18 protein-coding genes are annotated in these 19,595 nt (G+C 68.5%); 8 read left to right on the top strand and 10 right to left on the bottom strand.

Annotated features, from left to right (window positions below; genetic code table 11):
* The first annotated feature begins 90 nt into the window (after positions 1-90).
* Positions 91-900, top strand: coding sequence for an adenylate/guanylate cyclase domain-containing protein (locus tag ABZ195_RS18460; RefSeq protein ID WP_355220237.1), 810 nt, complete (start codon positions 91-93; stop codon positions 898-900).
* A 7-nt stretch (positions 901-907) separates the two neighbouring features.
* Here ABZ195_RS18460 and ABZ195_RS18455 read toward each other — a convergent pair whose 3' ends face one another.
* Together ABZ195_RS18455 and ABZ195_RS18450 are read right to left on the bottom strand one after the other, a co-directional pair.
* Entirely contained in the window at positions 908-2,425 is a 1,518-nt protein-coding gene (locus ABZ195_RS18455) for an AMP-binding protein (RefSeq protein ID WP_355220235.1), read from the bottom strand.
* A 43-nt stretch (positions 2,426-2,468) separates the two neighbouring features.
* Entirely contained in the window at positions 2,469-2,801 is a 333-nt protein-coding gene (locus ABZ195_RS18450) for a WhiB family transcriptional regulator (protein WP_355220233.1), read from the bottom strand.
* Positions 2,802-2,899: 98 nt separating this feature from the next.
* Between ABZ195_RS18450 and ABZ195_RS18445 the strand changes: the two genes are divergently transcribed.
* A complete protein-coding gene (locus ABZ195_RS18445; RefSeq protein ID WP_355220231.1) occupies positions 2,900-3,529 on the top strand; it encodes a TetR/AcrR family transcriptional regulator in 630 nt (209 codons plus the stop codon).
* A 4-nt stretch (positions 3,530-3,533) separates the two neighbouring features.
* Here ABZ195_RS18445 and ABZ195_RS18440 read toward each other — a convergent pair whose 3' ends face one another.
* The 4 genes from ABZ195_RS18440 to ABZ195_RS18425 are packed head-to-tail and all read right to left on the bottom strand — an operon-like array spanning position 3,534 to position 7,481.
* The gene (locus ABZ195_RS18440) at positions 3,534-4,421 is read right to left on the bottom strand and encodes a DMT family transporter (RefSeq protein ID WP_355220229.1); all 888 of its coding nucleotides are present in this window, start codon (positions 4,419-4,421) and stop codon (positions 3,534-3,536) included.
* Positions 4,418-5,545 (bottom strand): acyl-CoA dehydrogenase family protein, encoded by a 1,128-nt coding sequence (locus tag ABZ195_RS18435; RefSeq protein WP_355220228.1) that lies wholly within the window; start codon positions 5,543-5,545, stop codon positions 4,418-4,420. Before ABZ195_RS18435 ends, ABZ195_RS18440 begins: the two co-directional genes overlap by 4 nt.
* Positions 5,545-6,777, bottom strand: a complete 1,233-nt coding sequence (locus ABZ195_RS18430) for an acyl-CoA dehydrogenase family protein (protein ID WP_355220226.1) — start codon at positions 6,775-6,777, stop codon at positions 5,545-5,547. Before ABZ195_RS18430 ends, ABZ195_RS18435 begins: the two co-directional genes overlap by 1 nt.
* A gap of 50 nt (positions 6,778-6,827) precedes the next feature.
* Entirely contained in the window at positions 6,828-7,481 is a 654-nt protein-coding gene (locus ABZ195_RS18425) for a ScbR family autoregulator-binding transcription factor (protein WP_355220224.1), read from the bottom strand.
* 503 nt (positions 7,482-7,984) lie between these two features.
* On the opposite strand from ABZ195_RS18425, the gene ABZ195_RS18420 reads away from it, so the two are divergent.
* Positions 7,985-8,935 carry a hypothetical protein gene (locus tag ABZ195_RS18420; protein WP_355220222.1) on the top strand — a complete coding sequence of 317 codons (951 nt, stop codon included), beginning with the start codon at positions 7,985-7,987 and terminating at the stop codon, positions 8,933-8,935.
* Here the strand turns inward: ABZ195_RS18420 and ABZ195_RS18415 are convergent.
* From ABZ195_RS18415 to ABZ195_RS18405, 3 genes are all read right to left on the bottom strand, one after another.
* Positions 8,882-10,675 (bottom strand): EAL domain-containing protein, encoded by a 1,794-nt coding sequence (locus tag ABZ195_RS18415; RefSeq protein WP_355220355.1) that lies wholly within the window; start codon positions 10,673-10,675, stop codon positions 8,882-8,884. The genes ABZ195_RS18420 and ABZ195_RS18415 overlap by 54 nt on opposite strands.
* Positions 10,676-10,742: 67 nt before the next feature.
* Positions 10,743-12,893: an Rv1355c family protein gene (locus tag ABZ195_RS18410; protein ID WP_355220220.1), complete on the bottom strand. Its 2,151-nt coding sequence runs from the start codon at positions 12,891-12,893 to the stop codon at positions 10,743-10,745.
* Entirely contained in the window at positions 12,890-13,630 is a 741-nt protein-coding gene (locus ABZ195_RS18405) for a hypothetical protein (protein ID WP_355220218.1), read from the bottom strand. The genes ABZ195_RS18410 and ABZ195_RS18405 overlap by 4 nt, the downstream gene beginning before the upstream one ends.
* A 375-nt stretch (positions 13,631-14,005) precedes the next feature.
* Here ABZ195_RS18405 and ABZ195_RS18400 point away from each other — a divergent pair, with 375 nt between their 5' ends.
* Positions 14,006-14,458, top strand: a complete 453-nt coding sequence (locus ABZ195_RS18400) for a MaoC family dehydratase (protein ID WP_355220216.1) — start codon at positions 14,006-14,008, stop codon at positions 14,456-14,458.
* A 9-nt stretch (positions 14,459-14,467) separates the two neighbouring features.
* Here ABZ195_RS18400 and ABZ195_RS18395 read toward each other — a convergent pair whose 3' ends face one another.
* Positions 14,468-15,649 (bottom strand): acyl-CoA dehydrogenase family protein, encoded by a 1,182-nt coding sequence (locus tag ABZ195_RS18395; RefSeq protein WP_355220212.1) that lies wholly within the window; start codon positions 15,647-15,649, stop codon positions 14,468-14,470.
* Between the two features lie 99 nt (positions 15,650-15,748).
* On the opposite strand from ABZ195_RS18395, the gene fabG reads away from it, so the two are divergent.
* Genes fabG through ABZ195_RS18375 form a run of 4 tightly spaced genes read left to right on the top strand, consistent with a single transcriptional unit; the run spans position 15,749 to position 19,572 of the window.
* Positions 15,749-16,489 carry a 3-oxoacyl-ACP reductase FabG gene (gene fabG / locus ABZ195_RS18390; protein WP_355220211.1) on the top strand — a complete coding sequence of 247 codons (741 nt, stop codon included), beginning with the start codon at positions 15,749-15,751 and terminating at the stop codon, positions 16,487-16,489.
* A complete protein-coding gene (locus ABZ195_RS18385; RefSeq protein ID WP_355220209.1) occupies positions 16,486-17,691 on the top strand; it encodes an acetyl-CoA C-acetyltransferase in 1,206 nt (401 codons plus the stop codon). Before fabG ends, ABZ195_RS18385 begins: the two co-directional genes overlap by 4 nt.
* The gene (locus ABZ195_RS18380) at positions 17,688-18,884 is read left to right on the top strand and encodes an acyl-CoA dehydrogenase family protein (protein ID WP_355220207.1); all 1,197 of its coding nucleotides are present in this window, start codon (positions 17,688-17,690) and stop codon (positions 18,882-18,884) included. Before ABZ195_RS18385 ends, ABZ195_RS18380 begins: the two co-directional genes overlap by 4 nt.
* Positions 18,868-19,572 (top strand): GntR family transcriptional regulator, encoded by a 705-nt coding sequence (locus ABZ195_RS18375; protein WP_355220205.1) that lies wholly within the window; start codon positions 18,868-18,870, stop codon positions 19,570-19,572. Before ABZ195_RS18380 ends, ABZ195_RS18375 begins: the two co-directional genes overlap by 17 nt.
* The last annotated feature ends 23 nt before the right edge of the window (positions 19,573-19,595 follow it).

The raw sequence follows: 19,595 nt of genomic DNA, 5'->3' as shown, positions 1-19,595 counted from the left end.
CTCCACTGTGTGCGGTCACGTTTGCCAGTATCCAGTAGAGGGCCCCACGCCGAGACGGTCGGGAGGCGCGAGGACGGCTACCATCGCGCGGTGACGCAACTCGTCCTGTCGATACTGCTCGGCGTCGCCGTCGTCGCCGTCGTCACCCTGGCCATCCTGCTAATCGTCACCTCCCGCCGACTGTCCGACACCCGTCGCCGGCTGGAGCGCGCCCAGCGGAGCACCTCGCGGATCCGCCGCCGGCGCCGCGGCCTGGCGCCGTTCGCCATCCGCACGACGTGGCGAACCGCGGAGATGCTGCGCACCAAGGGAATTGGTGCCGTCGTGCGCAACTCGATCGAGGACCTCGCGGGCTGGGCCAGTGTGGAGCGGCCCGACCTGGCGCGGTTGACCGCCGACGGGGACGTCGTCGTGGTGTTCTCCGACATCGAGGGTTCCACCGAACGCAACGAAGCGCTGGGGGACCGGGAGTGGGTGGCGTTGCTCCAGCGCCACGAGCGGCTGGTCCGCGGGCTGGTCGACGAGCACCGTGGGCACGTCGTGAAGAACCAGGGCGACGGCTTCATGTTGGCCTTCGCCGATCCGAACCGCGCGGTGCGCTGCTGCGTAGCGGTGCAGCGCGAGCTCGCCGACCGGCCCGAACGTTGGCAGAACATCAAGGTGCGCATGGGGATTCACATGGGTGAGTCCGTGCGGCGTGGTGATGATCTGTTCGGTCTCAACGTCGCGATGGCCGCCCGCATCGCCGGGCACGCCGACGGCGGCGAGATCTTGATCAGCGACGTCGTGCGGGATGCGATCGAGCCCGCCGACGGCGTCGGCGTCACGTCGGCCGAGGTGGTCGAGTTCAAGGGCTTCAGTGGAACCTACGAGGTGTTCCCGGTCGTGATCGCCGGATAGGGCGCCGTCACGGCGCCGAGAGGCCCAGCACCCCTCGGGCATGGGCCCGCACGGTGTTCTTGGCCACCTTCCCGTTGGGCGTCAGGGGCAGCGACTCCACGAACAGGACGTGTCGCGGTCGCTTGAAGGCGGCGAGGTTGGCTCGCACGTGGGCGACGAGGTCCTCGGCGGACGTCTCGCTGTCCGGCCGCGGCACCACCACCGCGCAGATGGCCTCGCCCCAGTAGTCGTCGGGGACGCCGACCACGGCGACCTGGTCGACGTCCGGATGACCCGACAACACATCCTCGACCTCCCGGGAGGACACGTTCTCACCGCCGGTGATGACGACGTCCTTGATGCGGTCCACGACCACCAGGCGACCCTCGGCGTCGAGGCGTCCGACGTCGCCTGTGGGCAGCCAGCCGTCCACGGTGACTGGCTCGAGTCCGGGCCAGTAACCGGCGGCCACCTGATCGCCGCGGATCAGGATCTCCCCGATCGGGCCGTCGCCGCAGATGCGCACCTCGACCTCGTCGTGCGGACGTCCGGCGGTGGCCAGCACCGACGCGTCGACGTCGGCGCCGGCGCGGTGCTCGTCGGGACCGAGGAAGGTCACGTTGCCAGCGGTTTCGGTCATCCCGTAGCCCTGGTGGAAGTCGACGTCGAGACGGGCGAGCGCGCGCCGCAGGAGGTCGGCGGGAATCGCGGCCGACCCATAGGACACGTCGCGCAGCGTCGGCAACTCCGTACCCGTGGATTCCAGGTGCGCCAGCAGCGAATGCAGCATCGTGGGCGCCAGCGAACACGACGTCACGCGGTGAGTGCGGACCGCGGCGGCGAACTCGTCGGCGCGGAAGGCCGCGACCGGTATCACCGTCGAGCGAGCGAGATGGTGGACCAGCATGTTGTAACCGGCGACGTGGCACATCGGAAACGGCAAGAGGTAGACGCCGCCGGATCGTACCGACCGGCCCGCCACGGTGCCGCGGACCGCCGTCGTCACGGAACGATGCGTGTGAAGGACCCCCTTCGGCGGTCCCGTCGACCCGCTGGTGAACAGGAGCCAGGCGGGATCGTCGGGCTCGACGCCGTCGACCGGTCCTGTCGCGCCGTGTACGGCGGCGCGCCAACGGGGATCCTCGAATGCGATGGTCTCGGCCACCGACGGGGTCCTTCGGTCGAGCAGCACCGGGCCGTCCAGATAGCGGGCGTCACCGACCACGATCGCGGGTTGGGCCGCGGTCAGCTGGCCCGTCCGTTCCGCGGGGCTGAGCCGTTGGTTGACCATCGCCAGCACGCGACCGGCACGCGGGACGGCGTAGTACAGCAACGCATATGACGGCCCGTTGTCGGCGACGACGGCGACCCGGTCGCCCCTGCGGGTGTGCTCACTGACCCAGGTGGCCACCGACCGGATCTGGCGGTCGAACTCCTCGAAGGTGACCTCGGTGCCGTCGGAGGCGATGACGGCCGACCGGCCCGGGACCTCGGCCGCGGCCGCCGATATCAGTTCGTGGATGAGGTCGATCCGCGCGTGGGTCATCGCGCCGAAGGATATCCGCGGGACAGCCTTCCGCTGCGCGGTCCTACTGGGCGGTGCGGACGGGGTAGCCGTGACGGTCGGCCAGCGAGCCCAGCTGCTTGAGCGCGAAGCGGCGGCCGCGGCCCTCGCCGGGAATCAGCACCCCGGCCCACAGTCCCTCTGCACCGGGGGTTTGGCAGGCCTCCCGGGCGCACAGCCAGCGTCGCGGGCAGGAACGGCACAGAGCCTTCGCACCGTCGTCGGGCGAGGTGGTCCACCGGTCGGGGTCGTCGGTGCAGGGGTAGCCCGATCTCGACCCGCCGACGTCGGAAGCCGTCGCCGTCGCGCGTCGTTCGCGCAGCGCCACTGCGGCGACGGGTCGTCCCTGAGCCTGCATGGGGTGCCCTCCGTCTCTTCGTCCAGAACCGATTACCCAGATGTGACAATACGTATGTATTGCCCTTGACGATACAGGCGTATTGGTAGCCTTGCGCAGTGACCACCGTGTCGGAATCCTCCCCGGTCGGCGAGGTCGCCCCGTCGAGTTCGGAGCGAATCCGTGATGCCGCTCTGGCGAACTTCGCCCTGAACGGCACCGCGTCGACGTCGTTGCGGGCGGTAGCCGCCACGGCCGGCGTCTCGCTGGGGATGGTTCAGCATCACTTCGCCACCAAGTCGAGCCTGATCAAGGCGGTCGACGACTACGTGATGTCGCTGCTGATCGGCGCAATGTCACAACCCATTCCGGAGCCGCCCGCCGACTCGATCGCCGACATCGGATCGAGGGTTACCGGACTCATCGCCAACTATCCCGACGTCGCCGCCTACCTCAGCCGGGCGATGGTCGACGGCAGTCCCCTGGGGGTGACGCTGTTCGACGCGCTGATGGACGTGGGCATGGCCCGATGGGAGCTGCGCGCCGAACGCGGTGAACTACGTCCCGACGTCGATTTGACCTGGGCGACCATCAACGCGATGGTGCTCGCGGTGGGCGGGATCAGCCTCCGCGCCCACGTCAACCGCCACCTCTCCGAGCCGCTCACCTCACCCAACCAACTTCGTCGGTGGCAAGCGGCCACGGATGACCTGCTGCGTGAGGGACTCATCAAACGCACCGACGACTGACGACTCAGCGGGGCGCGGCCAGTGACGGTTCGGTCGCCGGGCCGGATCGTCTGGTGGCCAGCACCGACCCGCCGAGGATCAAGGCCAGTCCGGCCAGATTCCACGGCGTGAGTGGCTCGTTCAGCACGACCACCCCGGCCGCGAGCGCCACCGCCGGATTGACGTAGGTGAACACCAGCGCCCGAGTGGGTCCCACCTCCCGGATGAGGGCGAAGAAGACGATGAACGCCAGCGCCGTGCAGACCACGGCCAGGGTTGCCACGGCCAGCACTACGCGCATGGACGGCATCTCGGCCGGCCAGGTCGCCGCCGCGGGCCCCGCGTAGACGAGGGCGGCGACAGCGAGGCAGCCTGCGGTCATCGGCAGGGCGGGGACGTCGGCGAGGTGACGGGCCGCCACCAGCGGGGCGATCGCGTAACACGTTGCGACCAAGATGACTTCGGCGACGGGCCAGGCGCTTCCACCGGTGATCTCCGGCCCGGCCAGCACCGCGACACCGGCCAATCCGACCGCCAATCCGGCGATGCGTTTGCCGCCCAGTCGGCGCTCACCACCGGTCAGCCGGTCGAGCGCGGCGGCGATGATGGGGGAGGCCGCAATGAGCAGACCCGTCAGCGAGCTCGAGATGTGTCGTTCGGCGTCCGAGAGCATCAACCAGGCGGCGACGATCTCGAAGAAGGCGAACGTCAGCACCGGTTTCCAGCACCGCCGGACCGGCGCCCAGGCGGCGCGGGACAACGCCAGCGGGATCAACACCGCCGCGCCAATCACGGTGCGCGCGAACACCAGTACGGGTGCCGAGACACCCTCGACCGCGATCTTGATCAGCAGGTACGGGATGCCCCAGATCACGCTCATCGCCGCGAAGAGCAGCCACCCTCGCGCGGTCACCTCCGGGTGAGTCGTGCGTAACGCGTCACGTGGTGGTCGGTGGTGCCGTATTCGTACTGCACCGCGGTGAGTCGCTTGAAGTAGTGCCCGATCGCGAGCTCCTCGGTCATGCCCATCCCGCCGTGCAGTTGGACGGCGTTCTGCCCGACGAACCGGGCCGCCCTGCCGACGGTGGCCTTGGCGGCCGACACCGCGCGCTCTCGCTCCGCGGATTCGGCGTCGAGGTTGAGCATCGCGAGATGTACTGCGGCGGAGGACTGTTCGAGCTCCATGTACATGTCGACCATGCGGTGCTGCAGGGCCTGGAAACTGGCGATCGGCTGGCCGAATTGATGGCGTTGCTTGGCGTAGGTGACGGTGTCGGCCACCACGCGGCGCATCGCGCCGACCGCCTCGGCGCACACGGCCGCCGCACCCTCGTCGCGCGCCAGCCCGAGGGACGGCCACGCCCGCCCCTCCTGCCCGAGCAGCGCGTCCGGGGGCAAGGGCAGATCGGTCAGCACGAGGTCGGCCGCGCGACGGTCGTCGACGGTCCGGACGCCGTGCAGACCGAGGCCCGCGTCGACCGTCTCCAGCTCGACGAGGAACAGCGAGACGCCACCACCGTCGGTGCGGGCCGTGACGAGCAGGTGCGTGGCGATTGGCGCACCCATCGCCATCGTCTTCTCACCGGAGAGCACCCATCCGTTGCCGTCGGGGCGTGCGGTGGTGGTCACGTCGCGCCAGTGGTCGCCGCTGTGTTCCTCGGACGCTGCGAGGGCGACGACGGCCGTGCCCGCGACGATGCGTTCGACGACCTCGGTCGCCGCGGCGCCACCCGCCCGAAGCAGCAATCCGGCTGCGACGACGGCGGTGTCGACGTAGGGCTCGACGACCAGGGCGCGGCCGAGAGACTCGGCGATGACCATTACCTCTAGCGGCCCCCCGCCGCTGCCGCCCACCCGTTCCGGGAGCGCGGCGCCGAGGATTCCCAGTTCGTCGGCGAACGCACGCCAGACGTCGGGCTGCCATCCGGCGCCGGTCTTGGCGGCGGCGCGGCTACTGGCGAGGTCGTATCGCGACGCCAGGAACTTGTCGAGACCGCTGCGCAGCATTTCTTGCTCGTCGGAGAGCCGGAAGTCCATCACAGTCCCAGCGCCGCCTTGGCGAGGATGTTGCGTTGAATCTCGTTGCTGCCGGCATAGATCGAGCCAGCCCGGTCGTTGAGGTAGCGCAGCGGCGCCACGGCCTGCCAGGGTTCCCCGCTGACATAACCGTCCGGCGGTGGCTCGTATTCGGCGATGGGTCCGCCGGGCCGGGTCGCGTGCGGTTGGTAGGCACGGCCTCGCGGGCCGGCGGCCTCCATCGCCAATTCGGTGAGGGTCTGGCTGAGTTCGGTGGTGAGGATCTTGAGCATCGAGGATGCCGGGCCGGGGTGTCCGCCGTTGGCCAGCGCCGAGAGCACCCGGTACTCGAGGATTTCCAGCACGTCGGTGCGAATGCGGGCGTCGGCGAGCTTTCTGGCGAAGGCGGCGTCGTCGATCAGGCGTTCCCCGTCAGGCCCAGGTTGCGAGGCGGCCGCGGTCGTCACCTCCTCGGCCATGACCTGCAGGGCGGGTGCGGCGGCCCCACCGCCGCGTTCGAACTCGAGAAGGTACTTGGCGACCGTCCAGCCGTCGTTCACGGCACCGACGACGTTGGTCTTCGGGACGCGCACCTCGTCGAAGAAGACCTGATTCTGGATCTCCTCGCCGGAGGTCATCACCAGCGGCCGGATCTCGACACCGGGGGAGGTCATGTCCAGCAGGACGAAGGTGATGCCCTGCTGCTTCTTCCCACCCCTGGACGTGCGCACGAGGGCGAACATCCAATTCGCCTCTCTGGCATGGGTGGTCCAGATCTTGCTGCCCGTGCAGACGAAGTGCTCGCCGTCGTCGACGGCCGACATCGACAGGGCTGCGAGGTCCGACCCGGCCTCGGGTTCCGAATAGCCCTGGCAGAAGAACACCTCGCCGGTGAGGATGCGCGGCAGGAAGTAGTCCTTTTGAGCCTCGGTGCCGTAGGCGATGATGGCGTGCGCGACCATGCGAATCCCCATGGGCGACAACGACGGAGCGCCCGCCAGGGTCGACTCGCGACTGAAGACGTAGTGCTGGGTGAGGCTCCAGTCGCAACCGCCGTACTCGACGGGCCAGGCTGGCGCGGCCCACCCGCGCGCGTGCAGGATCGCCTGCCACTGCAGGCTCGCGTCGTGATCGCTGTAGACACTGGTCATCAGTCGCCCGGATCGACGCAGCTCCGGCGTCAACTTCTCCTCGAGGAAGGTACGCACCTCGTCGCGAAATGCGATGTCGCTCGGCGACCAGAGAAGATCCACTGTCAGCCTCCGTGGTTCCAGGTCCGCCTACGGTCGTGGGCGGGTGTGCGTCACGCCGACGGCGGTTGCTGCCGTCCCGCCTGGCGGGCCAGGAACTCCCGGTAGTAGCCCAGCGACTCGTCGGTGATGATCGCAGGCAGCAGCAACTCCCAGTTCCGGGCGAAGCGGGAGCGCAGGTCGGACCCGTCTGCCAGGGCACTGGACAACAGCTCCGCGCCGAGCATGCCGGCGACGACGCTGGCGGCGGTCGACTCGGCGTCGAGACCGTCTCGCAGATCACCGTTGGCCGTGGCCGCCTTGAGGCGGTCGGCGAGCTCGTCGACGAGCGTCTGAAGGGTGTCCCTGGCGGCGGGGTTGAAGCTGGCGAAGGTGCGCAACAGCCGGGCGCCCGCTCGCGCCACCGTGTCGTTGCTCAGCACGTCCGTCATGACGAAGGAGGCGTGGAGGATGCCCTCCATGCCGGCGGGTCTCGTCTCGGCCGCACCCCGAAACGCGCCCATCAGGCTCTCGGAGCCCTCTTCGATGATGGCGGTCGCGAGGGCTTCCTTGGAGTCGAAGTGGTAGTACAGCGCGCCCTTGGTCAGTTCGGCACGCTCGATGATGTCGCCCAAGCCCGCGGCGGGATATCCGATCTCGTTGATCAGGTCGACCGCCGACTCGATGATCTTCCTACGCGTCGCCTCGGATCGAGCCTGGCGCACCATACTTCTCGAGCTCCTCTGTCGATCCGTCCAGGCCGTGGGCGTTGGACTGGGATCATAGTTCGTACGCCCCCGACCGGTCTGCATTCCCGATCGCGAGCGCCGACCGATCCCCTGGTGAGTCCGGTCGGACAGGCGAGTTGGTTCGGGCCACCAGGCCCTGGTGGGCCAGCTGGGGAACCCGCCTCACGAGGCCCGACGAACTACTCGGCGTCGTACAGGTTACTCGCCGGTCGCGCGCGGGTTGACAACGTGGGTGGTCGATCGGTGACGCCCGCCGACGACGTGGGGAATGGGCGACCCGGGCTGCAAAAAAGACTAAAAGTATGTAAAGTACGGCCCGTGGCGACTTTCGGTCTGAAACTGCTGCACCGGGGCATCCCGGACGGCCGACACGCACGTGTGCGTGTCGTCCCGCCACGCGTCCCGCGTGCTGCCAAGCCCCCCGGCCAGGCATGACACGCGATCAGCTCAGTAGACCAGCGACCACGGAGTACGTAACGCCTATGTGGGACACCGAAGTCGACGTTGCGGTCATCGGCGCTGGCCTAGGCGGCCTCGCCAACGCGATCGCCGTCGTGGACGCCGGCGGCGAGGTCCTGGTGGCCGCCGCGCTGTCAGACACTCCCGAGAACACGGGGGCGTTGCCCGGCACGTCGTCGGGCGCTCTGCGCGAACTCGTCGGCGCCAAGCGCGGCTGGCTCGTCCACGACGGCGTCGACCTCGAGACGAGCGACTACCTGACCGCTGTCGCCGACTGCGTGCTGGACGCACCGGTCGACGCGGGCGACGGCACCGTTCCGCGGCGCGACGCACGCAACCTGTCGAGCGACGAGGCCTTCAAGCGGCCCGTTGAAACGTTCGTAGGGTCTCGACTCGCCGGCTGGGCCGCGAAGTGCATCGCGTCTCCCTACGGCCTGATGTACACGAACATGCGGGACTGGCGCACCACCACGATGACGTCCGACGGGGGCGAGTCCGTCGAGGCGCTGTCGATCGGCGCCATCGAGTGGGCCGACGGATTCGGCCGGGGCGCACTTCACCGCTGGATGACGGCTCAGGCGCGCGAACGCGACGTCGAGGTGGAGGTTGGCACCGCGCTCGACCGGATCGTCTTCGAGGAGGGACTCATCGCCGGTGTCGTCCTCAGGACGCCGGACGGTCCCCTCGCCGTTCGTACCAGGGCGGGGATCACGTTCGCACCCGCCGATCGGGACCCCGGCGTCGCGGAGCATCCCGGCGGTCCGCAGGACGTTCTCCAGGTGTGCCTCGTCGGCCGAACCGCGAGCCGCTTCGGCCGCGTGGAGCTGATGGCCACCGAACCTGCGGCTCCGACGCGCCCGGTGTGCACCGGATCCCGACGTCAGGTGCGCGAGGGCCTGCACGACGCCCGGCAGCAGCACCTAGACGGATGGCGTTGCGGAAATGTTCACGGGTACCCGGCCCTTGGCCAGTAGGGCCGCCATGTCGTCCCCGGCCAGTGGCCGTGAGAGCAGGAATCCCTGCGCGCGGTGACACCCGTGGTGTAGCAGCGTGTTCGCGGCCACCACCGTCTCGACTCCCTCGGCCACGAGTTCCAGCTCGAACGCCTCGGCGAGCGCGATCACGGCACGGACGATCGCGAGGTCGTCGGGGTTCTCGCCGAGGTCGGCGACGAAGCTCCGGTCGATCTTCAACACGTCCACCGGGAGCGACTTCAGATGTGACAACACGCTGAAACCGGTGCCGAAGTCGTCGATCGCCACCTTTACACCGACATCGCGCAGACCCGCCAGGGTGATGCTGGTGGCCTCCATGTCCTGGACGACCACGCTCTCGGTGATCTCCAGGCACACCGAGCCGGGATCGAGACCGAACTCGGCCATGACGGCGGCCACGGTCTCGACGAACCCGTCGGTGACCAACTGAACCGGCGAGACGTTCACCCTCAGGACGATCCCGTCGGCCACGCCGAGGGCACGCCAGCGGGCGAATTCCTCGCACGCGGTGCGCAGCACCCAGCGACCAAGGTCGCCGGCCAGGTTGATCGACTCGGCGACGGCGATGAACACCGCGGGGGACAACAAGCCGCGGGTGGGATGGTTCCACCGCACCAACGCCTCGGTCGCGAGCACCTCGCCGGAGCGCATGTCGACCTCGGGAAGGTACTGCAGGAACAGAGCACCGTTCTCGATCACGTCCCGCAGGTGCAGTTCGATGTCGTTGCGGTAGTCGGTGCGCAAGGACATCTCGGTGGAGAACACCGCGACCTGATTGCCACCTGCCGCCTTGGCCTCCAGCACCGCCTGGTCGGCACGGCGAAGCAGATCCGACGTCGAGTCGCGTGCCGGGGTGCCCAGCGCGACGCCGATGCTGACCGTCCTGGTCAACATCTCACCGTCCACCGGCACCCGCTCCCCGAGGATGGTCAGCAGCCGGTTGGCGAGCCTCTCGGCGTCCGCCGCGTCCATCGGTGCGGACGGTATGACGACGAACTCGTCACCGCCCAGGCGCGCGATCACGCCGGCGTCCTCGGCGCCGCGTCTCAACCGCTCGGCGATCACCCTGAGGAACCAGTCGCCGACGTTGTGGCCGAGGTAGTCGTTGATCGTCTTGAGCCTGTCGAGATCGAGGTACAGCGCGACCACCGGCCCGGGCTGATCGGCGGCCAGCCGCGCCTCCAGGTGATCGATCAGGGCGCGCCGATTGTGCAGACCCGTGAGGTCGTCGTGGTCGGCGAGATAGCGCAGGCGCTCCTCGGCCTGCACCCGGGCTTGCACCTGGGCGAACAGGGACGCGATCGCCTCCAGCGCGTTGAGCTCGGCCGGCGTCCACTCGCGGTCGCCGACCTTCACGAATCCCAGCACCCCGGTCGTGACGTCACCCGAGGTGAGCGGGGCGGCCGCCATCGAGGTCTGCGGGATGTTGCGTCCCTCCTCGATCCGCTTCTGATAGTCCTGGTTCTCGGGGCGGAAGACCATTGGCGTCTTGACGTTCTCGGCCAACGCGAACACCGGGTCGGCATCCTCGTAGTACACGACGCGCAGCGGGTCGGGGTCCGGGACATCGGGACGCAGCGGCCACTCCGCGATGAGGATCGACGCCCGAATCGAATGGTCGTTGTACCGCAGGAAGCTGAAGTCGACGTCGAAGTATTCGAGGAGGACGGCGAGCACTTCTCCCGACACCTGTGGTGAGGTCGCCGCGTTGGCCGCCATGAGCCGGACGGCGACAGTGGTCACCAGCCGTTCCAGGCTCAGGGGCGTATTTTCGGCGGACACTGGATCAGGGTAACGGTGCCTCGCCGATATCGATGGAGCGCCGGCGGCTACGGACCGTGGCGGGTCCCGCGACCGACAGCCGCAGCACCAGCACCAGTGAGTCCTCCGCCTCGTCACCGGCATCCACCACGTCCCGGAACCGACGCTGCAACACTGCCAGCTCGTCGGCATGCCGAGGCGAGACCCCGTGCAGCTCTTCGTCATTGGTCGCGTACAGGAACGGCGGCGAGATGGGTTGCACTGCCAGGCCGAGGTCTTGGGCCGTGATCCAGGTCGCCTCCACCGCCGAGCCACCCCGCGCGTAGTCGACGAGCTCGCGGCCAGCGACCTGCACGACGCCCACGGCCGAACTGGCCCGAAGGCCCTCGGCGGTGTCGTCGCCCAGGACGGAACCCGCGTCCCACTGCAGGAGTTCTGCCATCACGTCGGGTCGCCGCACGATCTCGAGAGCGACGTCACCCCGAGGTCCCAATTCGAGGCTCGACACGTCGATCCCGGTGTCGGGATCCTCGTCACCGGGCCATCTCAGCTCGGACACCATCTCCGCGTGCAGCCTGGACGTGAGGTACCGAATCCTGTCGGCGGCGGCGAAGACCTCGGCGATCTCGTCGATCTCGGCACGCGACTCGACGACGCGGAGCCGGGCACCCTCCGATCGCGCGCTGTCGACCAACTGCTGGACGAGGCGGGCCGGCAGCGGCGCGCCGGTGCCACGAACGCGGTTGGTCTCGCGGCGCCACATCGCGTCATAGCTGACGGTTGGCGCGGGGGAGTGGCCCTCGGAGAATCGAATGCGGGCCAGCAGCGGGGTTCCGGGTGTGTCCGTCGTGTACGCGACCTCACTGGAGACAGCGTGTGCTGCGGCGGCCACCCGGGCGTTGTACGCCGCGGCCCCCACGGCCACAGCGCTGCCGCGCATCGCGACGTCGATGGTCGAGGTGCGCTCTGGATCGAGTGCGATGACGACGCCGTCCTCGGTCGCCTGCATCGTCCACGGCTGAACGTTGCCACCCGATGGTGCGCGTGAGGCCGCGGTGAGAACTGCCGTCACCACGTCCTGTGCCGGCCCGGAATCGGTCGTGGGGTGCTCCGGTTCGCGGACGGGCTCCGTCGACGTTGGGGTCGAGGTGGACAGCCCGTCGAGGGCCGCCGACGAATCCAGGCGGACGCGGCCCGACGAAAGCGGTTCGCCGAGGCCGATTCTGCGCACCGCCTCGGCGATCGGACCCGCGCCGAGGGTGACGTCACCGGCGACCTGAGGCCACGTGGCCACGGCGTGACCGACCTCGAGAAGCGAGGCGGCCGCACGCGCGGACAAACCGCTGACCTCGATGAGGCGCATGACGTAGGGCACCTTGTCCTCGGAACTCAAGCCCGTGAGCGTCACCGGGTCGACGTCACCGAGCAGGCCGTGGAAGATCGGCCGGTCGGGTTCGAGGTCGAAGCGCTCGACGTCGACGAGACCGCGGTCGCTGGTCGCCATCAGGACGGGCAGCTTGCGGGCGCGCGCCGCATGCCGGATGCCGACCTTGAGATCCAGCGAGTCGCATTCCTCCACCACGACGTCCAATCCGTCGAGGAAGTCGTCGATGTTGTCCGCGTCGACCCCCGACGGCATGGTGCGCACCACGAGGTAGGGGTCCACCTCGGCGATTCGGCGGGCCGCGACGACGGTCTTGTTGACGTCGAGGTCGAACAGCGTGGCGGGCACGCGGTTCAAGTTGGACAGGTCGAGTTCGTCGAAGTCGGCCAGTCGCATCTCGCCGCACAGGCCCTGCATCGCAAGGGTATGGGCGATGACGTGGCCGGCGCTGAGCCCGATGACGCCGACGACCAAGCGGCCCAACCGATCTTGTTCCTCGGAGGTGATCAGGTTCCGGTTGCGGTCCAGCCGGAGCCGGCGAAACGACCGCGGACCCAGGATCTTCACCACCGCCCGGCGCCACGGGTAGTGGACGAAGCGGGGTGTCTCGGCGAGCACCTCCTCTTCCGGTGGCGGGCGAAGGCCCTGGAGCGAGGCGCGCTGAGTCGACCAGGAGTCGACGAATTCGATCCGTGGATCCGCGCGCAGACCGTCGAGCAAGCGAGCGTCCCCGTCCTCGGTGGGGTCCAGTACGTGGGCGACGCCCGTGGGTCTGGCGGCGGTTTCCGTCACTGGGCGGCCGCGCGGGCCGCGACGTGAGCCCCAGCCTGCGCCGAGACGGCGTTCATCTCGCGTAGGATCTTCGGAATCTGATCGGAGGCAGCATGATTGGCGAAGGTTCTCCGGTCGTACCACATCATCTTGGTACGGTACCTCTCGTCCGGGTACGGCGTCGCGGGAATGGGGGCGACCACGGCCCCCGACGTGCGCCACCTCTCGAGGATGTGCGGGGCGGATGTCGCCATGCAGAACTGGATGTCCAACAGCGTCATCGCGTGAAACGGCGTGCGCGCCAACGCGGTGGAGATGACGCGCGCCTTGTCACGGTCGTCGGTGGTCCACGCGGTCTTCATCTCGAGGACGCCGAAGGGGACGCGGTCGTCGATCATCTTCCGAACGGCGGCGAGCCCCGGTTGTCCGGCCCATTCGACCGTGGCGTGGGAGTCGTCGGCCGACAGCAGGGGACCCTTGGCGCGCAGGCCGCCGATGACGCGGCCGGTCGAGTCGAGCGTGGCCCAGAACATCGCCGTGTCGGCCCCATCGCGCACGGCGGCGACGTCGATTGCCCGCTCGACGCCGTGGCGTCGGTAGCTCTCGACGGCGCCGCGAAGGAACTCGTTCCACAACGCAGGATCGGTGTCCGGTCGCGACAGCACGATCGTGGCCTCCGCGTCGGAGTCCCACCAGCTGATGTTGTCGGTGAGTCCGCAGTCGGCCGTGATTCCGAATTCAAGCGGTTGGGGGTGCATTTCGACCTCATTCGTGGAGCGTCTGGCGTCGGTGAATTCGGCGCAGTCCGCGGTGCTGACAGGGGGTTTCTCGGGAAACTCCAAATAAGTATCGGTCTCATGAGGACTCCATCCCAGCTAGGTTTGAAAAGTTTTCTGAGAGCAACGTCGGCAATGCCTAGCTGGCAAAACGTCGGGCTAACCGCCTGCTTATTACGGCAATCTCGAATATTGACGTCTGTGCAGGCCAATGGTGACCGGGGGGGAAGCCGATGAATTGCTGTCCAATTTTGGGCAACTATTTGCGTACGTTTGCCAATGAGTTGAGATCGGAACGAACGTGAACGGCAAAGGGGTTCGGATTTCCCGGAATGCCCCCGACGAGAGGAGAGAAACGTGAAGGTATTTCAAGATCTGACCGAGTTCGCCGCGGCCCGCGGGGCCCAATTCGGACCTACGGAGTGGCTGCGTGTCGACCAAGATCGGGTCAACCTCTTCGCCGAGGCCACCGACGACCGACAGTGGATCCACGTCGACCCCGAGCGTGCGAAGGGTGGGCCGTTCGGTGCGACGATCGCCCACGGTCTACTCACGCTGTCGCTGCTGCCGCACTTCTCCCAACAGCTCTATCGAGTCGACGGCGTGAAGCTCGCGGTCAACTACGGGTACAACAAGGTGAGATTCATCACTCCGGTGAAGGTGGGCGTGAACATCCGGGCGCGGGGTGAGATCACCGCCGTAGACCAACTCGAGGGCGCCGTTCAGGCGACGACCACGATCACCGTCGAGATCGAGGACTCGGGGAAGCCCGCCGCCGTGGCGGAGTCCATCGTCCGCTACATCGGCTGACGCGCGGAGCTACGCCCGCGTCCTGGCGGCCTTGACGAGACCCCCGCCGATGATGAGGCGCTGAATCTCGCTGGTGCCCTCGTAGAGCCGTAACAGGCGGACGTCTCGGTAGATGCGCTCGACCGGGACGTCCCGCATGTAGCCGGCGCCGCCATGCACCTGCACCGCGAGGTCGGCCACCTTGCCGACCATCTCGGTGCAGAACAGCTTCGCCGTCGACGGCGCGATACGGCGGTCCTCGCCGGCAAGCCACATGCTCGCGGCGTCGCGCACCAGGGCACGGCCGGCCATGGTCCCCGCCTGCATGTCGGCCAGCATCGCCTGGACGAGCTGGAACGTGCCGATCGGCGTTCCGCCCTGAGTTGCGTTGGCGGCGTACGTGATCGACTCGTCGAGCGCTCGCTGTGCGGCGCCGACCGACAGTGCGGCGATGTGAATGCGGCCCCGGGCCAGGGAGGTCATCGCGGCCCGATAGCCCACGTCGACCGCGCCGCCGACGAGGGCGTCGTCACCGACCCGCACGTCGTCGAAGGTGACGTCGGAGGTCCAGGCGCCCTCCTGACCCATCTTGGCGTCCTTGGCACCGACCTCGACGCCGGGTGCATCGGCGGGTACCAGGAACACCGCGATGCCCGGCCCGTCGGAGTCGGCCGGACGGGTGCGGGCAAATGCGATGAAGAGGTTCGCCATGGGTGCGTTGGTGATGTACTGCTTGCGCCCGCTGATCACCCACTCGTCACCGTCGCGAACGGCCTTGGTGCGCAGCCCTGCGGGGTTGGAGCCGGCGCCGGGTTCGGTCAGCGCGAAGGATGCGACCACGTCACCGGAGGCGATGTCGCCGAGCCAGCGGGAGCGCTGGGCGTCGGTGCCAAAGCCGACCAGGACCTGACCGGCGATGCCGTTGTTGGTGCCGAACATCGACCGCAGCGCCAAGGTGGTGTAGCCCAATTCCATCGCCATCTCGACGTCTTGGACGATGTCGAGCCCCAAGCCGCCCCACTCCTGCGGTATCGCGTATCCGAAGAGTCCCATGGCCTTGGCCTGGTCACGGATGTCGTCGGGTATCCGGTTGCCGTTCATGATCTCGACCTCGCGCGGCATCACGATCGAGCGAACGAATTCGCGTGTGGCGCCGAGGATGTCGCGGAAGTCGCCGTGACCGACCTCGGACGGGGGCGTCGGATCTGCCATGCGTCGTCTCCTCGAGGCGGGGGCGGGGTGCGTCGGCTCCAAGCAATATCATATTTTATGTTCGATACTTCAGCGGGTCACGAGAGGACGGAGCGTCGAATGTCATTGCTCGAGGGACGAACCGCGGTGGTCACCGGCGGCGCCCAGGGAATCGGCTTCGCCATCGCCGAACGCTATGTCGCCGAAGGTGCCCGGGTGGTGCTCGGCGATCTCGACCTCGCGGCGACTGAGGCCGCGGTGCAGCGGCTCGGCGGCAGCGAGGTCGGCGCGGCGGTGCGCTGTGACGTCACCGATGCCGGCGAGGTGGAGGCACTGGTCGCCGCCGCGGTCGACCGGTTCGGCAGTCTCGACGTCATGGTGAACAACGCGGGCATCACCCGCGACGCCACGATGCGCAAGATGACCGAGGAACAGTTCGACCAGGTGATCTCGGTGCACCTCAAGGGCACGTGGAACGGCACGCGCATCGCCGCCGGCGTGATGCGCGAGCAGAAGAGCGGCGCCATCGTCAACCTCTCCTCCATCTCCGGCAAAGTCGGACTCGTCGGGCAGACCAACTACTCCGCGGCCAAGGCGGGCATCGTCGGCCTGACCAAGGCGGCGGCCAAGGAGGTTGCCCACCTGGGCGTGCGAGTCAACGCCATCCAGCCTGGGCTGATCCGCTCGGCAATGACCGAGGCCATGCCGCAACGCATTTGGGATGCCAAGCTCGCCGAGATCCCGATGGCTCGCGCCGGCGAGCCCGCCGAGGTCGCCAACGTGGCGTTGTTCCTCGCCTCGGATCTGTCGTCCTATATGACCGGCACCGTGCTCGAAGTGACCGGGGGAAGGCACATTTGACGATCAACGCAGTCATCTGCGAACCCGTGCGTACCCCCATCGGACGCTACGGCGGAGCTCTGCGATCGCTCACCGCGGTCGACCTCGGCGTGGCTGCGCTGCGGGGGCTGCTGGAACGCACGGCCGTTCCACCCGAGGCGGTCGAGGACGTCGTCCTGGGGCACTGCTACCCGAGCATGGAGGCGCCGGCCATCGGTCGCGTCGTGGCGTTGGACGCCGGTCTGCCGGTCACGGTCCCCGGCATGCAGGTCGACCGGCGCTGCGGGTCGGGACTGCAGGCGGTCGTGCAGGCCTGCCTGCAGGTGGCTACCGGCCAGAACGCACTCGTCGTCGCCGGCGGCGCCGAGTCGATGAGCAACGTCGTCTTCCACTCGACCGACATGCGTTGGGGCGCAGCGCGCAGCGGGGTGACCGTGCACGACGCGCTCACCCGCGGCCGGACCACCGCCGGCGGGCGCCACCACCCGGTGCCCGGCGGCATGATCGAGACCGCCGAGAACCTGCGCAGGCAGTACGGCATCGGCCGCGAGGAGCAGGACGAGCTCGCGGTGACCTCCCATCGCCGGGCGGTGGCTGCCCAGCGCGACGGCCACACCGCCGAACAGATCGTCGAGCTCACCGTCGCGGGTCAGGTGGTCGACACCGACGAACATCCCCGCGCCGACACCTCGGTGGAGTCGCTGAGCAGGCTCACACCGCTGATGGCGCAACGAGATCCGGACTCGACGGTGACGGCGGGCAACGCGAGCGGGCAGAACGACGCAGCCTCGATGTGCATCGTCACGACGGAGGCCAAGGCCGCCGAGCTGGGGCTGACGCCGCTGGTGCGACTGGTGTCGTGGGGGGTCGCGGGCGTGCCACCGAGCCTGATGGGCATCGGCCCGGTGCCGGCGACGGAGGTGGCCCTCGGCAAGGCGAACCTCACCCTCGCAGACATGGACCTCGTCGAGCTCAACGAGGCCTTTGCTGCGCAGGCGCTGGCAGTGATGCGGGAGTGGAACTTCACCGCCGCGGACCGAGACCGCACCAACGTCGCGGGTTCGGGCATCTCGCTGGGCCATCCGGTGGGGGCGACCGGCGGGCGCATGCTGGCAACCCTGGCCCGTGAGATGCACCGGCGCGGGGTTCGCTACGGGCTCGAGACGATGTGCATCGGGGGCGGTCAGGGTCTGGCCGCCGTATTCGAGAGGATGCCGGCGTGACGACACGGCTGGCGCAGACCGCAGGGCTCACCGACGTTCAGACCGACATCGTCGCCGCGGTGCGGGACTTCGTCGACCGCAAGGTGATCCCGACCGCCGCCCAACTCGAGCACGCCGACGCCTACCCCCAGGCAATCGTGGACGAGATGGCCGAGATGGGCCTGTTCGGGCTGATGATTCCGCCGGAGTACGGCGGTCTCGGCGAGTCGCTGCTCACCTACGCCCTGTGCGTCGAGGAGTTGGCCCGGGGCTGGATGAGCGTGTCCGGCGTCGTCAACACCCATTTCATCGTCGCCTACATGCTCCGCCAGCATGGGACCGACGAACAGAAGCGTCGGTTCCTGCCGCGGATGGCGACCGGGGAGGTGCGTGGCGCGTTCTCGATGTCCGAGCCCGAGCTGGGTTCCGACGTCGCGGCGATCCGCACCCGGGGGGTACGCGAGGCCGACGGTGGCTACGCCATCACCGGTCAGAAGATGTGGCTCACCAACGGCGCCAGCTCCACTCTCGTTGCAGCGCTGGTGAAGACCGACGAGGGTGGCGACAAACCCCATCGAAACCTCACCGCCTTCCTGATCGAGAAGCCCGCCGGTTTCGGCGAGGTGCTGCCGGGGCTGACCGTTCCGGGCAAGATCGACAAGCTCGGTTACAAGGGCATCGACACCACCGAACTGATCTTCGACGGCTATCACGCCGATGCCGCCGACGTGCTCGGTGAGGCGCCGGGCCAAGGCTTCTCGCAGATGATGGACGGCGTCGAAGTCGGCCGCGTCAACGTCGCGGCCCGTGCCTGCGGGGTGGGCCTGCGTGCCTTCGAATTGGCGATCCGGTACGCGCAGCAGCGCAGCACCTTCGGCAAGCCCATCGCCGAACACCAGGCCATTGCCTTCCAGTTGGCCGAGATGGCCACCAAGGTCGAGGCGGCCCACCTCATGATGGTGAACGCCGCCCGGCTCAAGGACTCCGGTGAGCGCAACGACGTCGCGGCCGGCATGGCGAAATACCTTGCCAGCGAGTTCTGCTCGGAGGTCACCGAGCAGAGCTTCCGCATTCACGGCGGTTACGGGTACTCCAAGAAGTACGAGGTCGAACGCCTGATGCGCGACGCGCCCTTCCTCCTCATCGGCGAGGGCACCAGCGAGATCCAGAAGACCATCATCAGCAAGAGCCTGTTGCGTGAGTACCGACTCTGAGCCGCGCTTCGCACCGCGACCGCAACTGTCCAACGACGTGGCGCGCTACGTGCGGCGGCGCATCTTCGACGGAACGCTGCGCGCGGGCCGCTATCTGAGGCTCGACCAACTGGCGGCCGACCTCGGCGTCAGCGTGACACCCGTGCGCGAGGCGCTGCTGCACCTGTGCGCGGAGGGACTGTTGGTCCAGCGGCCGCGGCGCGGCTTCATGGTGGTCGAGTTGACCGCCCGCGACGTGGCCGACGTGGCCAACGTGCAGGCCTTCATCGGCGGCGAACTCGCGGCGCGAGCGGCCGAGAACGTCACCGACGAGCGGCTCGTCGAGCTGCGCGCCATCCAGGACCATCTCGAACGGGCCTATCGAACGGGTGATCTCGAACGAACGGTGCGGCTGAATCACGAATTTCACCGCCTGGTCAACGTGCTCGGGGACTCGCCCAAGCTCACCCAGTTCATGTCCGCCATCACCCGCTACGCGCCGGAGTCGGTCTTCCCCACGCTCTCGGGATGGCCGGCTCGGTCGACGAGTGACCATCGCCGGGTCATCGACGCACTGGAGCGCGGTGACGCCGCAGCGGCGCGGTCGGCGATGGCCGAGCACTTCACCGGCGGCGTCGCGCCGCTGACGGAGCATCTCGTCGACCGCGGGGTCATCGTCGCCGCCGACACCGCGACGCCGTGCTTATAGTGACCGTGTCAAACTCCATCCGA

Source organism: Mycobacterium sp. NPDC006124 (genome assembly GCF_040614235.1).
In the GTDB taxonomy this organism is placed as follows: Bacteria; Actinomycetota; Actinomycetes; order Mycobacteriales; family Mycobacteriaceae; genus Mycobacterium.
The sequence above is the reverse complement of the archived record's forward strand: the minus strand, read 5'-3'. Positions and strand labels throughout refer to the sequence as shown.